This window comes from Butyricicoccus sp. AF18-9LB, from assembly GCF_027684505.1.
In the GTDB taxonomy this organism is placed as follows: Bacteria; Bacillota; Clostridia; order Oscillospirales; family Butyricicoccaceae; genus Agathobaculum; species Agathobaculum butyriciproducens.
Genome location: NZ_JAQCWA010000006.1, coordinates 55329 through 70300, shown reverse-complemented (window position 1 = coordinate 70300; position 14972 = coordinate 55329). Strand labels below are relative to the sequence as shown.

General features: G+C 57.3%; 12 protein-coding genes and 3 tRNA genes. All 15 read right to left on the bottom strand.

The window, feature by feature from the left end:
* Positions 1-421: 421 nt before the first annotated feature.
* Positions 422-1276, bottom strand: a complete 855-nt coding sequence (gene folD, locus PGY33_RS05605; RefSeq protein WP_118480937.1) for a bifunctional methylenetetrahydrofolate dehydrogenase/methenyltetrahydrofolate cyclohydrolase FolD — start codon at positions 1274-1276, stop codon at positions 422-424.
* A gap of 27 nt (positions 1277-1303) precedes the next feature.
* Positions 1304-2137 carry a prolipoprotein diacylglyceryl transferase gene (gene lgt, locus PGY33_RS05600; RefSeq protein ID WP_118480935.1) on the bottom strand — a complete coding sequence of 278 codons (834 nt, stop codon included), beginning with the start codon at positions 2135-2137 and terminating at the stop codon, positions 1304-1306.
* A 20-nt stretch (positions 2138-2157) separates the two neighbouring features.
* Entirely contained in the window at positions 2158-3420 is a 1263-nt protein-coding gene (gene yfmH / locus PGY33_RS05595; RefSeq protein ID WP_270477681.1) for an EF-P 5-aminopentanol modification-associated protein YfmH, read from the bottom strand.
* Complete coding sequence (gene yfmF / locus PGY33_RS05590; protein ID WP_270477679.1) at positions 3417-4700, bottom strand: EF-P 5-aminopentanol modification-associated protein YfmF; 1284 nt, start codon at positions 4698-4700, stop codon at positions 3417-3419. The genes yfmH and yfmF overlap by 4 nt, the downstream gene beginning before the upstream one ends.
* Positions 4701-5815: 1115 nt before the next feature.
* Positions 5816-5891: transfer RNA gene (locus PGY33_RS05585), tRNA-Val, on the bottom strand.
* 3 nt (positions 5892-5894) lie between these two features.
* Positions 5895-5969, bottom strand: a tRNA-Glu gene (locus PGY33_RS05580).
* A gap of 9 nt (positions 5970-5978) precedes the next feature.
* Positions 5979-6055: transfer RNA gene (locus PGY33_RS05575), tRNA-Met, on the bottom strand.
* Between the two features lie 121 nt (positions 6056-6176).
* A complete protein-coding gene (locus tag PGY33_RS05570; protein WP_270477677.1) occupies positions 6177-6953 on the bottom strand; it encodes a transglutaminase domain-containing protein in 777 nt (258 codons plus the stop codon).
* 92 nt (positions 6954-7045) lie between these two features.
* A complete protein-coding gene (locus PGY33_RS05565; RefSeq protein WP_118480927.1) occupies positions 7046-7828 on the bottom strand; it encodes a hypothetical protein in 783 nt (260 codons plus the stop codon).
* Positions 7829-7853: 25 nt separating this feature from the next.
* On the bottom strand, positions 7854-8579 hold the full coding sequence (locus PGY33_RS05560; RefSeq protein ID WP_118480995.1) for a 16S rRNA (uracil(1498)-N(3))-methyltransferase: 726 nt from the start codon (positions 8577-8579) through the stop codon (positions 7854-7856).
* A 78-nt stretch (positions 8580-8657) separates the two neighbouring features.
* Entirely contained in the window at positions 8658-9620 is a 963-nt protein-coding gene (prmA, locus tag PGY33_RS05555) for a 50S ribosomal protein L11 methyltransferase (RefSeq protein ID WP_118480925.1), read from the bottom strand.
* Positions 9621-9924: 304 nt separating this feature from the next.
* A complete protein-coding gene (locus PGY33_RS05550) occupies positions 9925-10956 on the bottom strand; it encodes a hypothetical protein (protein ID WP_118480923.1) in 1032 nt (343 codons plus the stop codon).
* A 54-nt stretch (positions 10957-11010) separates the two neighbouring features.
* A complete protein-coding gene (locus tag PGY33_RS05545) occupies positions 11011-12495 on the bottom strand; it encodes a S41 family peptidase (protein ID WP_158575209.1) in 1485 nt (494 codons plus the stop codon).
* A gap of 292 nt (positions 12496-12787) precedes the next feature.
* The gene (gene argS, locus PGY33_RS05540) at positions 12788-14485 is read right to left on the bottom strand and encodes an arginine--tRNA ligase (RefSeq protein ID WP_118361060.1); all 1698 of its coding nucleotides are present in this window, start codon (positions 14483-14485) and stop codon (positions 12788-12790) included.
* 39 nt (positions 14486-14524) lie between these two features.
* Positions 14525-14968, bottom strand: a complete 444-nt coding sequence (locus PGY33_RS05535; protein WP_118361062.1) for a DUF1934 domain-containing protein — start codon at positions 14966-14968, stop codon at positions 14525-14527.
* Positions 14969-14972: the final 4 nt, after the last annotated feature.

The window sequence follows — 14972 nt, the reverse complement described above, 5'->3', positions numbered from 1 at the left end:
TAAACCGTATGTTGCGGTTAACTCATTAGTTTTATTATAGAATGAATCCGGACAAAGGTCAATCTTTTCTAATTTACAAAATAAAAACAATCCCGCCGAAATTTGGTGGGATTGCAAAAGCAGTCGATTTCTGTTATACTTGTCGTTAAGAAAGGTGCTGCTGTGCTTTCACGGTAGGCGGTTAAGTCTTGCCCCTGCAAGGGGGGGTGGTTCTATGGAATATCTCGTAATACTTGTAGTGATACTCGTACTCATTGAGCGTATTTTAGGAACAAAAAAGAAGTAACCGCCGACACTCCTACATGTGCGATTACTTCTTTCCACAGTTTTAGGGGCTGACCGTCTACCGGCAGCACCTTTCGTTATCTTTAGTATACCCGCCCGCACCCGGATTGTCAACCCGGATACGGGCGGTTTTTGTTTACTGAATGCCGTGCTGGAGCTTTGCCGCCTTGAGCGTATTCTTCATCAGCATGGTGATGGTCATCGGACCGGCTCCGCCCGGAACCGGCGTCATGTAAGAGGCCTTTTCCATAACCTCCGGCGCCACATCGCCGCAAACCTTGCCCTCGGCGTTGCGGTTGATGCCAACGTCAATCACCACTGCGCCCTCCTTGACCATATCCGGCGTAATAAAGCCTGCCTTGCCGACAGCGGCTACCAGAATATCCGCACGGCGGCACACCTCTGCGAGATCCTGCGTGCGGCTGTGGCAAATGGTAACCGTGCCGTGACGGTGCAGCAGCAGCATGCTCATCGGCTTGCCGACGATATTCGAGCGGCCGACTACGACGCACTCCTTGCCCTTCGGGTCGATCTTGTACTCGTCGAGCAGCTCCATGACACCCGCGGGCGTGCACGGCACGAAATCAAAATTGCCAACCATGATCTTGCCGACATTGACCGGATGGAACGCGTCCACGTCCTTCTTCGGATCGATGGCGTCGATGACCGCCTGCTCGGAAATATGCTTCGGCACCGGCATCTGGCACAGGATGCCCGAAATTGCCGGACTTTCGTTGAGCTGCGCGATCAGACCAAGCAGCTCCTCCTGTGTGGTCTCCTCGGGAAGCGCGTACTTCTCGCTGTAAAAGCCGCACTGCTCACACGCGCGCTCCTTATTGCGGACGTAAATCTCGCTCGCCGGATCGTTGCCGACGATAATAACCGCCAGACCCGGCGTTACACCCTGCTTTTTCAGCGCCTCGGTCTCTGCCAGAATGCTGCCGCGCACCTTCGCGGACAGTGCCTTGCCGCCCATCCTTACTGCACTCATATTGTCGTTCTCCTTTATCGTGAAATGTTATTCGCCTTTTTTCTCGTCCGCCTTGTCCTGCTCCGGCGCGTAGAACGCCTTTTCAACCTTGAAGCGGTTATACTGCCGTACCAGCACAACAATCGCTGCAATGCAGCTTATGCCGGCCAGCAGCTGCGATACGCGCACCGGGCCGAGATACAGGCTGTCCGTCCGCAGGCCCTCGATCCACGCACGTCCCAAACCGTACCACGCTACATACAGCAGCGCCATTTCGCCCCCAAACTTGCGCTTCTTCGAGTAGAAATGCAGTGCAATAAAGCCCACCAGATTCCACAGCGACTCATACAGGAAGGTCGGATGCACCGGAGAGGCACCGTCAATGCTCATGCCCCACGGCAGAGAGGTTGCACCTCCATGTGCCTCACCGTTGACAAAGTTGCCCCATCTTCCGATGCACTGACCGATCAGCAGACCGAACGCCGCCAGATCGCACAGGCTGGCAAACGACAGTTTCTTCATTCTGCTGTACACCGCCAGTGCGATTACAACACCGATGACCGCACCGTAAATTGCGATGCCGCCCTTCCAGATGGCGATGATCTCATTCGGATGCTGGCTGTAATAGCCCCATTCAAATGCCACATAGTAAATACGAGCGCAGATGATGCCGACCGGCACACAGATGATCAGGCAGTCCATCAGATTGTCCGACGTAACGCCGAACTCCTTCGTCCGTCGATTGACATACAGCGCCGCCAACACAAAGCCCAGACAGATAATAATGCCATACCAGTAAATATCCTTGCCGAACAGATTGACAGCGACACGGTTGATGTCAAGGCTCAGGCCGAGCGCCGGAAATGAAATTGTGTGTTCCATGATCTTTCTTCTTTCTATCGTTACTTCGGCTCTACCACCGACATGGTCGAGCGGTTCGGCTGTGCCCAGCGGCGGAACATTTCCTGCACATCCTCCGCATGAATGGTGTCAAACAGCCCGGCAAAATCTAGATAATGCTCGCCTGCAAAAACAGAAGCGATCTCCTGCCGTGCATACAGATCGGGCACATCCAGCATACGCAAACGCATGCCGTACAGCGCGTTCTTCATGCGGCGGAACAGCTTCGGCTCGATGCCCTCCTGCGCCAGCCGTGCAGTCTCCCGCTCAAGCGCTTCGCGCACAGCCGCCGGATCTCGGCTCTCACCGCCGAGGATCGCGCATGCGCCATCCGGAATCAGCGAGTAATCCACATCAAAATCGCGCCCGAGCAGCCGCTTTTCGTACAGCTTTGCATACAGCGGAGAGGTATCGCCGCACAGGATACGCACCGCCAGATCACCGATCAGACTGCGGCGCAGGCGGCTTTCGCCTGCCGGAACCGGCTCGTCCTTAAAGCCGACCATACACTGCGGCAGCGACACCTGCATTTTGCGCGTCACAACCGGCTGATGGACTTCCGCGCGGCGCTCGCCGTAATGACGCTGACCGATCTCCGGTGCGTCCTGCGGTGAAATCTCCTCTGCCATGCGGCATACCTGCTCAAAGTCCGCTGTGCCGCACACCACGAGCGCCATGTTCTTCGGACTGTAAAACGCACGGTGACAGGTGTACAGCAGCTCCGGTGTAATATGCGAAATGCTCTCCTCGCTGCCCGGAATGGACACGCGTACCGGATGATTGCGGTACAGGCCCTCATACGCGCCGACGAACACCTCCCAATTGGGTGTGTCCTCTACCATGCGGATCTCCTGATTGATAATGCCGCGTTCCTTCTCCACGTTTTCATCCGTGAAGTACGGCGTGAACACGAATTTAAGCAGAATCTCCAGATTCTCCTCAAACCGGTCGGTGCAGGAAAAGTGATACGCCGTCATGGTGTGGCTCGTGAAGGCGTTCGGGCTTGCACCGGTGCGGGCGAATTTCTGCAGTGCGTTGCCGTCCTCATCCTCGAACATTTTGTGCTCAAGGAAGTGCGCCACGCCTGCCGGTGTGTCATACCGCTTGCCCTCAAAGGTGAACGATGCGTCCACCGAACCGAAATCGGTCGCCAGAATGGCAAAGGTCTTGCTGAAGCCCTCCTTAGGCAGATAGCAAATGCGCAGACCGTTTGCCAGCGTGCGGGTCTGCATACTCTCGTGCAGAGCGGAATAATTCTTTGTCATTTTGCCGCTCCCTTCATAAAGAATACCGTGTCAAGCGCTGTGCTCTGTGCCGCGGCAATGACCTGCTCGCGCGTGATGTCGGTCACCTGCTCGATGCGCTCCTCGGGCGATACGAGCGTGCCTGCAGCCGCCTGTCCCATCCAGTAGCGCTCGAGTGTAAGCGGGTCGTCGAGCATGGTGCGCCAGCCGTTGACCAGCGTTTTGCGGGCGCTCTCGAGTTCTGCGTCCGTAATTTCGCCCTTGCGGCACAAATCCAGCTGGTGCAGGATTTCATCGCGTGCGACCTCGAAATTTCTGTTCTCGATGCCGGAGCCCACGATCATCAGTCCCTTAGAGGCGACAAACTGCGCACTTGCGTAGTAGCACAGCGACTTTTTCTCGCGTACGTTGAGAAACAGCTTCGCGCTTGTCGAGCCGCCGTAGATGGTCTGGAACATCCAGTACGCCGTCGGTTCTCCGCCGGTCAGTGATGCACCGCCGGTACGGAAGCCGAGCGACAGCTTGCCCTGGGTTACCTCGGCATCCTCAACGACCTCACGAACATCACCGGCAGGCCGCGCCTGCACGACCGTGTGCGGCTGATACAGCGTGCCCTCGCGCGGCTGAGCCAGCGGCGTTGCCATGAAGTGCGCTTCCACCTCGCCCGGCATCATCGTACCGCAGTAGAACAGCTCCACCTGCGCCTCACTCAGCGCACGGCGATAGGCCGCGTACAACGTTTCCGGCGTAATGCGCTCCGCCTGCTCGATCGTACCGAGCGCGGACTTTCCGTAGTCCTCGTTTTCGCACATGAGCTCGTTCAGTCGGCGCGGCGCCCACGAACGCGGATCGTTTTTAAGTGCAGCAATGCGGTCGATCAGGTTGCCGCGCTCGCCCTCTACATAGGCGGCGCAGAACAGGCCGTCCTGCAGATACGGGTTGTACAGCAGATCGCACAGCAGACCGATCACACCGGCGGTCAGACCGTCAGCTCCCGGTGCATAAGCCTCATCAATACAGTCGGACAGAAAGCCAATGCACAGGTTCTCTCCCTCCTTACGCACTGCGGCTTCAATGCGCGCACCGTACAGCTCATCAAGCGCGGTGCCGAACGCCTGCATGTCGTTCAGCCTGGCCGTGCCGCGGCGCAAAACCTGCGGCAGACACGCGCGCAGCGCGGCATCCTCGCCGCCGAGCGGCAGCACCAGCATCGCGCGCAGCACTGCCCGCTTAAACTTCGGTGTGGTCACGCAGGTGAGATTGATTCCCGCACCCAGCATTTTTCGGGTCACTTGTTGCATAATTTCCCTCGATTCCGGAAAAGTTTGTCTAACGGGTTATATTATACCGTATATGCGGGAGTAACGCAAACGTAGTTTATGTGAAGTTGCGGCGGTTTAACCGCAACGCAGGCTATTCCGGCACCGACCCGCTGGGATGCACGAACCGCGCAGGCGGTTCGCCCTATTCGGGCGGCATTTCTCAGCACCGGCTGAGCGGGGTACTCGAACTGCGCAAGCGTGTTCGTCCCTAACGGGCGGAGAGTTTTTCGCTGAAATTCAGCAAAGAGTTGTGCTCTGCGGAGCGCGGGAGATTGCCGCACCCGCGGCTGGGACAGCGCCGTACCCACGGCGGTGAGCAAAAAGGAAGGAACACCTACGGTTTCCCTTCCTCTTTGAACTCCTGCCTTTCCCTTGTTTGTTAGTCTGGCGCAGATTGCCGACATGTGACCGCTCCGAAACGGAGAACGGCAGTCGGGTTACCGCAGCGTGTCTTTCTCCACCTTTTCGCAGTTCACAGACAGCGTACTGCTACACATGCGGGTTAATCAACGCAGAGTGCGGCATAACCGTGCCGCACAATTCGTCAGCACGTTATGATAGACAGCACCTACGAGGATAAATTGTACCAAACGCTTAATTCGTAGGTGCCGTGCGGTATAACGTGTTAAAGAGTTGCGCGGCACTGCTATGCCGCGCCTGCACAAAGTATCCCGTATGTGTAGCAGTACGCTGTCTTTGAACTGCGAATATTTCACGAAAGACACGCTGCGGTAACCCGACTGCCGTTCCCCTGTTTCGCAGCGGTCACATGTCGGCAATCTGCGCCAGACCCTCCCCAAAGGAAGTGGGAGTTAAGAGGGTAGAAACCTTGGTGTCTACCCTCTTGCCCCGCCGCGGGGCGCGGCGAATCCCCGCGCTCCGCAGAGCGCAACTCCTCGCTTGATTTCAAGCGAAAAACCTCCCGCCCGGAAAGGGACGAACACGCTTACGCAGTTCGAGTACCCCGCTCAGCCGGTGCTGAAAAAAACTGCCGTCCGGATAGGACGTATTGCCGACGCAACTCGCGCGCCCCGGAAAGCCGGCGGTTTCTAAAGACAAAAAGAAAAACCACTCACTTTCGTGAGTGGTTTTCGTGGTGGAAGTTAACGGGCTCGAACCGCTGACCCTCTGCTTGTAAGGCAGATGCTCTCCCAGCTGAGCTAAACTTCCAAGTGGTGACCCGTGGGGGAATCGAACCCCCGTTACCGCCGTGAAAGGGCGGTGTCTTGACCGCTTGACCAACGGGCCAAGGGAAAATGGTAGCGGTAATTGGACTTGAACCAATGACCTTCCGGGTATGAACCGGACGCTCTAGCCAACTAAGCTATACCGCCATATCCTTTTCCGTTGTTATCGCCCGCTCGCTGACGACTTGTTTAGTATAGTCCATAATCGATCAAATGTCAACACCTTTTTTTAAAAAATTTTGAAAAAGTTTCGGAACCGATTTTCCCGCTATTTTCCGCCCTGCTCCAGACTGTCCAGAAGCTGCTCGTAGAACGTCTCATTCCAGGTATGCGTCTGCGCCAGCTCATCTCCGGTGAGCATAAAATACTGATCGGATACATATTCGCCTCTGTCCGGAATCGGGTCGTCAAACGTGCAGTCGATGTAATATGTTGTGCCGCCCAGCCGCACGGCATTCCAGCCATGGTTCATTTCCTCGGATGCGACATAGATGACCTGAATGCCTGCCGCCTTGCACAGCATCTCATACGCGCGGCCGTAACCGGCGCACACGGCCTTATGATCGAGCAACGCGCCGTCTGCCGCGAAAGCGGGTGCCGAGCCGTCCGGAGCGTCCTCCTCTGCCGTATCCACATCGTACTCACACTGACGGATGAGGGTATCGTGCAGCGCACGCAGCTTCTCCTCTGCGGTCATGGTCTGTGAGATCGAACCAGCTGTCAGCACCTTGGCATACTCCCACGCCTGCTCCTGCCGCGCCTGCCGAGAAACCTCAGTGTTCAGCTCAATGGTCTTGTTCGGCCGTGTTACCGCATGCAGCGCGAATGCGTATGGATACTGCGCCTCCAGTGCCCTGTACACCTCGTCCGCGTCCACGTTGTCCTCGCGGAAGGCAACGCCGTTTCCGCCGTTCTCCGCGTCCTGCCGGAGCAGATCTGCCGCCTGATAGACATTATCCACCGGCTTCGCCTGCAGATACGGCAGCCAGAATGCACCGCCGCCAAGCAGAGTCATGGTCAGCAGAAAGCCGAAAAATCGTCTCATACGTCCCCTCCTTCGGGTATGACAAAGCGGGCGGCTGCGCCGCCCGCTGTCTAACCGTCAAAACGCGCCGCGCTTCGACAAAAATGCAATTATCACATCAGCTTCACGGTGTAATATACCGCAGTGATGAACAGATATGCCGCTGCCGCACCCAGTGCGATCATGACATGACTTGCCGCAAGTACAACGACCGCCGTCAGCGCTACCATCACGATCGGCGTAATGGTGAGCATCAGGTACGCGTTCTTGCTGAACCGGGTGTCGATCTTGCTGCCGCGGAAGGTGAACTTGCCCTTCTTGCGGCGCAGAGAAGCCGTAACAGCGATCTGGATCAGCGCCAGCACCGCGGTACCTGCTACCGCCACGGTGGACATCCACGTATGGTTAGCCGAAACCAGTGCACGGTGAATCACCAGCATCGCCGCAACACCCACACCGGTATCTACTGCAATCAGGAAAAATTCCGGCGCATAAGAATGATACACCAGATAATACACTGCCAGAACCGGCAGGACAACATACATCGCCTTGATCGGCATGGTGCCGTAGTAGTTGATCGCGGTCAGGAATACGATGGCAACAATGCTTGCAATCAGCATATTTCGTCCGCACACGATGCGGCGCACGCTGCTGCGCTTGCCTGCATGCTCCTGTCCCAGCATGATAATGCCGGCTGCTGCGCCGACAATGCCCACGCCGAGCAGCACCCGCGTTACCAGCACGCCGGTCTTCCAGGTGTTGCTGTAGCCCAGCAGACGCTCGAGGATCATCAGCACCAGTACGCCGAGCAGGCACACGCTGAATACCGCGAGCACCTTGTTGGTGGTATACTCTTCCTGAGAAATTGGCTTTTTACCCACATTGTTTTTTGCCAATGTTTAACACTCCCTTTATTTCTTCTCACATGTTGCCGCCGGCATAGAGCACGGCCGCAAGCGCCGCAATCGGCGCAGTCTCACACCGCAGGATGCGTGTGCCGAGCGAAACGCTCTGCAGTCCCGCGTCCACGGCTGCCTTTGCCTCAGCCGGATCGAAGCCGCCTTCCGGCCCGACCATCAGCGAAACCGTGTCCTTGACACCGCCTGCAAGCGCGTCGCGCAGACCGGTCCGCTTCTCGTTTTCGTAGAAAAACAGTGCCGTTTCACTTTGCGCCGCCTGCACGATCGCTTGAGCGACCGGTACAACGGCTGCCACCTCCGGCAGACGTCCTCTGCCGCACTGCTTTGCTGCCTCGGCAGCGATTTTACGCCAGCGTTCCACCTTCTTTTCGGTCTTATCCGGTCGGGAAACGCAATTCTTGGACAGATACGGCACGATACGGCTGACGCCGAGTTCTACCGCCTTCTGCACGATAAATTCCATTTTGTCGCCCTTAGGCAGCGCCATAAACAGCGTGATAGCCTGCTTCGGCTCGGTATCCGCCGCGTGGCAGCTTACGACCCGGCAGGTCACGGCTTCCTTCTCCACGGCTTCCACCGTGCAGTCAAAATCCATTCCGGCACCGTCACACAGGGTAACACCTTCGCCGACACGCAGACGCAGAACACGTCCCGCATGATGCGCGTTTTCTCCGGTAAGGGTCAGCACGCCGTCCTGCGGCTGCTGATCGACAAAAAATCGAGGCATAATAATCAAATAACCTTTCCTATTTTAGCAAAAAAACAGCCGTTTGGCAAGTGAACATTCCGTGAATCCTGAAATAAATCACTTTTTCGCAGCAAAAGCGCTCCAGTCATCGCTCTTCTCGTGCGAAAGAATCGTAAATCCGCTCTTTTCCAGCGCCGCGCGCACCTCCTCGGCACGCTCGTTGAGGATGCCGGAGCAGATCAGCGTACCGCCCTTGACCAGCTTATCCGCAAACATGGGCGACATGCCGATGATGACATCAGCCACGATGTTCGCCACGATCACGTCGTAGCCGCCGCCGATGTCCTCGGCAAGCTTCGGGTCGCGCAGCGCGTCGCCGCACAGACCCCTGCCGATCTCAACATGGTTCTTTTCCGCATTTTCGTGTGCAGTTTTCAGGCAGTTCTCGTCGATATCGACGATAGTCTGCACATCCGCACCGAGCATAGCCGCCGCAATGGCCAGAATACCCGAGCCGGTGCCCATATCGAGCAGCTTGTCACCCGGCTTTACCGCATCCTCGAGCGCCATCATGCACAGCTGGGTCGTGTCGTGGCTACCGGTGCCGAAGGACGACGCCGGGTCGATCTCAAGAATACGGCGGCCCTGCGGGTCCTCAACCGTCTCCCACGAGGGCTTGATCATAAAGCCGCGTCCCACCGGGAACGGCTTGAAATACTGCTTCCAGCCCCACTCCCAGTCCTCCTGACGGGTCAGCGCGGTTTCGGTACACAGTCGGCCCCAGGCGTGCTCCTCATCGCGTGCCTTGAGGTTTTCCAGCGCGGCACGGATATCCGCGTACTGCTTTGCACCCTCGTCGCTGTCCGGCAGATAGATCTTCAGACAGGTTTCCTGCGCGCGCTTCTCGCGCACGAGATCCTCGTCTACATAGTCCCAGTATATTTCGGTGTCCTTGAGAAATTCTTCAAAATCCGCCGCATCCTCGAGCACATAGCCTTCTACGCCGTTGTCCTCGAGCAGTGCCTCGACCGGACCGATGCCCTCGGTCGTCGTGTAGATCGTAACTTCTCTCCAGTCCATAGGTTCCACCCTGCCTTTCCTATCCAGATAACCGCGCTCCGCGCGGTATTCAATAACAATTTGCTTGCATAATTGCAACTACAAGACCGGTTTTCGTCCAGAAAACCGAGTCTTTGGTCCCGCCCGCAGGCGACTGCCGCTCTGCGGCAGCATTCAATCCGCGGCGCATTGCGCCGCAACAAAACCCGCGACATGTGCGTGGGTTTTGTTTCCCCGCCCCAGTGCCCCTGGGGCACGTCATTCGGGTATCGAAAGGCGGTTTCTCCGGAACCGTCTTTCGTATATAGGGGACTTTTGAAGTCCCCTATAAGCGGATCATGCCGTATTTCGTCTCAAAGTACGAAATGACCGCGTCTTCCTGCTCCCATGTGCCGTCATACAGCGCAAGTCCCGGAAAAACCCGCAGACCCTGCTCGAGCAGGTCGGCAGATTCCGCACACAGGCACAGCGGACGCGAGATCATATAGCGGGATTCCTCCAGTGTGACAACATCCTCTTCGGTTTCGAGCAGCAGCTTGAACGCACCCGAATCATCCTCGGCTTCGATGAGATCCTCATCCAGATGCGGACCGCACTCGATCTCGTCCGAAATGTCGATGGTCGGAGCGATAAAATGCGCGTGCTTGCCATCCGGCGCACAGATAAAATCATCGTGATCGCGCGGCAGCGTTTTGCACGCCACCTGATTGCCGCGCAGCGCTGCGACAAATGCTTCCGTAATGTCGGGCATAATGACCTCGGTGTTGTACAGTGTGGTTTGAGACAGCCAGTCCGCGTGCATGCACACGCCGAGCGACAGCCGCGCATACGGCGCCGCGATTTCGAGCGCCTGCGTCAGCGATTCGGGATCGTGTGCGCTGATCAGCACAGTCGTAACGCCAATGCGCTGCAGCACACCGATAGCTGCCCGCACATCTGTGCCGTCCGGCAGATGGCCTTCGTCGTCCTCCACCTGCAGCTCCGCAATTACCGTTCGGCCGCACAGATCGCCCAGAGCCAGCACAGCGGCACGCAGTGCCGGAAACGTCGGCGCGCCATGCAGATAATAGAACGCCGCATCATCGTGCAGCAGAGGACGGAAGACCTCCTTGCACTGCTCAATGTAGTGCATGGTGATCGGGCGTTCGCAGTGCTCCGCATCGGGTTCGGGCGGACACGCGAGCGCCAGGCCGACCGGCAGCGGTGCCAGTTCTTCAGCCCATGCATCACACAATTCGGCATTCGGTGCAAGTGCGCCTGCAAACTGCTCAGGCGCAGTATGATACAGCGGAATTGCCGCCGGATCGTTCAGCAAAAGCTGCGGTTTATGCTCGGATTGACATAAAGGAATATCCAAGGTTGTGCTTCCTCCTAAGAAGATGAAAAATATTCATATTTCAGTTGATAAAGTTTACTTTTTCGTCCAGCTGCCGTCACTCTTAACGGTATACTGCTGCGGTTTTGCCGCCGCCAGCCTGCACATTTCAAGTGCACTCTGCAGCTGATCGTCCACCAGATAGGTCTGGCCGTTCAGCGCAGTAACCGCTTCGTCCAGTGCGCTCAGCATCTCCGGAGACGCATACAGCGCCGCAGGCAGATCGTAGGCCGCCCGGAAGGACGCTACCGCGTCCGCTACGTCGCCGTCATACCTGCCGGTTGCTTCGGTGAGCAGACCCAGCAGCGACAGGCGCTCGGTCATGGCGTAAACCGCGTCCGAGCTGTCGCCAAAACGCAGGGTTGTGCTCGTATCGAGCGGTTTCAGGTCCTTGGTATTGACTGTAACCTTGCGGTTTTCCAGCTGGATATCCGGCGTCAGGCCGACGCCTTCCCAACAGCCCTGCTTGGGCAGCTCGAGTTCCAGCGTGGTGATGACCAGCTTGTCGCCGTTTACCAGATCAATGTGGAACTGACCCTGTCCCTTGCCATAGGTCTTGCTGCCGATGAGCGTCGCCGAACCGGTATCCTGCAGGCTGCCTGCCAGCAGCTCCGCCGCGGAAGCCGTGCCGCCGTCCACCAGAACGACAATCTTGCCCAGCGGCAGCGCATTGCCGGTCGAATAGGTCTGCTCCAGACCGCCCATATCATCGCGGTAGCGCACGCCGGCAAGCTCTGCATCCTTGACCGGTGTCATAACATTGGCCATTTTGAGCGCCGCGTCGATCAGGCCGCCGCCGTTGCCGCGCAGGTCGAGAATGACCGCACGGGTGTTCTTGGACGGCAGGCTGTCCCAAATCTCCGAAAACGCCGACCAGTCGTTCTGCGAGCCGATGGCGCTGACCTTGATGTACTCCACACCGTCCGCCATCGTCTTGTTGGAAACGTACACGCGGTTGACCTGACGGCGCTCACAGGTAACGGTAATGTCCCGTCCGTAGCGGCGCACGGTCAGCTTGACCGACGTGCCTTCCTCACCGCGCAGCTTAGATGCTACATCGGCATTTTTCAGCCCGGTTGCGTCCTCACCGTTGATTTTCACGATAAGATCGCCAATCTGCAGACCGGCTTCCTCCGCCGCTGAATAGCGCATGACCTCAGCAATCTGTACGCCGTTTTCTGTCTCCTGCAGGCCGACACCGATGCCGACAAAGCCCTCAAGCGTCGAAAATCCCTGCGAATACTCCTCGCTCGACAGATACATGGAATGCGTATCGAGCAGCGAGAGAATATCGTTGAGCACGTCATACATTTCATCCGGATGCTTTTCCAGATATTTATTGATATAGTTCTGCAGAACGTACGGATCATGCTCTGCCTTGAGGCCGAAAGCATCAATGAGCGCCCAAACGCCGTCAAACCACGTTTCGCTCTGTCCGTCCTGCGTGATCGCACCGGCGGAGGCGGTCATCATTGCCGCTGTCATCGCCAGTGCCGCTAATCTTTTGGCTAATTTTTTCATGTGGTTCTCCTCCGCGCTCAGCGCGGCAAAAAAATCCGTTTTGCTTGCAAAACGTAACCGCATAGCAGGTTTTTTACCGAAAAACCGAGCCATTGGTCCCGTCCGCAGACGGCCGCCGTTACACGGCGGCTTTCAATCAGCGGCGCATGCGCCGCAACAAAACCCGCGACATGTGCGTGGGTTTTGTTACCCCGACCCAGCGCTCTTGGAGCGCGTCATTCGGGTATCGAAGTATGGTTTCTCCGGAACCATACTTCGTATATAGGGGACTTTTGAAGTCCCCTATACGTTGTCACATGGACTCCGGTGCATCTACGCCGATGAGCTTCAGCACGTTCTCAATGGTCTGCTTTGCTGCCAGGCACAGGGTCAGACGCGCATCACGGACAGCCGGCTCGGCATCCTTGATACGGCAGGCATTGTAGAAATGGTGGAACTGCTGCGCCAGTGCAACGGCGTATTTGTTGAGGCGCGACGGATCGCGGCTGACAGCGGACTGCACGATCTCCTCGGGCAGCAGAGCAACCTGCTTGATGAGCTGACGCTCATCTGCGCCGGTCAGCACGGACAGATCGGTCTTGCCGGTATCCGGCAGCGCGATGCCGCTCTCCTGTGCGTTTTTGAGCACGGAGCAGATACGCGCGTGCGCGTACTGCACATAGTACAGCGGGTTGTCGGAATCCTGCTTGATGGCAAGGTCAAGGTCGAACTCCATCTGGGTCTCAGCGGCGCGGCTGTTGAAGAAGAAACGCGCTGCATCGACCGGAATCTCGTCGAGCAGGTCGGTCAGGGTCAGGCTCTTGCCGGTACGCTTGGACATGCGGACAACCTCGCCGCCCTGCATCATGCGGACAAGCTGCATGAGCACGATCTCCAGACGGTGCGAGCCGTCCAGACCGAGTGCATCCAGAGCGCACTGCAGACGCTTTACATGGCCGTGATGGTCAGCGCCCCAGATGTTGATAACACGGTCAAAGCCGCGCTTCTCAAACTTGTTGCGATGGTAAGCGATATCGGCCGCAAAGTAGGTATAGAAGCCGTTTGCACGGCGCAGAACGTCGTCCTTGTCGCAGCCGAAGTCGGTTGAACGGAGCCACAGTGCGCCGTCCTCGGTCTCGTAGGTTGCGCCCTTGGCGGTCAGCATGTCGATGGTCTCCTTGACGTAGCCGCTCTCGTGCAGAGTGGACTCACGGAACCATACGTCGTAGTTGATCTTGTAACGCTTGAGGTCGCGCTCCATGCGGGCAATGTTGGTCGGCAGACCGTAACCCTCGATAACAGCGAAGCGCTCCTCCGGGGTCTTTTCGAGCAGGCTGTCGCCGTACTGCTCTACCAGATCATGCGCCAGCGCCTTAATGTCGTCGCCCTGATACCAGGAAGCGTCAAACTCGATGGCGTCCTCGCCCTTGATCTCCTGGATATAGCGGCCCTCAACAGAGTGCGCGAACTTGTCTACCTGATTGCCTGCATCGTTGATGTAGAACTCACGGGTAACGTCGTTGCCGGACCAGTCCAGAACCGAGGACAGACAGTCGCCCAAAACACCGCCGCGCGCGTTGCCCATGTGCATCGGGCCGGTCGGGTTGGCGGAAACGAACTCTACCATGACCTTTTCCGGCTTTTTGCTCTCGGTACGGCCGTAATTCTCGCCCATGGTGAATACACCGCGGACAGCCTGCTCGTACCAGCCCTGATTCAGCGTGAAGTTCATAAAGCCCGGGCCTGCAATGGTCACGGTGTCAAAGCAGCTGCCCTCAAGGTCGAGGTTTGCCACGATGCTCTCTGCGATCTTGCGCGGCGCCATGTGCAGCGGCTTTGCACACTGCATGGCAAAGGTGGATGCCCAGTCGCCGTTGGAAGAATCCTTCGGGGTCTCTACTGCAACCGGAGGAATGGTGCCCTCAGGCAGCTCGCCTGCGGCTACAGCCTTGCGGTACGCCGCTTCTACAACGCGGGTTGCTTCGGCGCGTGCGATTTCGTATGCGTTCATGTGTACACTCCTATATCTAAATCTCTTATTTTTACTTTATTAAACGACCTGAATGTTCGGTTTGGTCGATACCGTCATCTCAAAGTGGTGTTCGCCCATGAGAGAGTTGTCCACCTCGACCGTATAGTCGATGATAAGGTGTCCGCCGTTCTCGCCGATGGTGTTGTGCACCCGCGAGGTGTGGGTGGCGATAGCCATTTCGCTGCCGACCGGCGTCTGATACAGACCGACATGGCGCTCGTCCTCAGCGAACAGCATGTGCGAGGGAAACGTACCCGTGCGGATGAGGGCAACCGTTTTGCCGTCCAGCTTGACGGTGGTCTTGGTGCCTTCGAGTCCGGTCAGTTCACTTTCCTCGTATGCGATGTAATATTTTCCGCCGCGCTCGTACAGCGTGGCAGCGGTTTGCAGGTCGATGTTCTCCTCGTCACAGCCCGCAAACTGCTGCTGGGAGGAAATCGTCAGCCAAACGTCCTTCTTCATATCT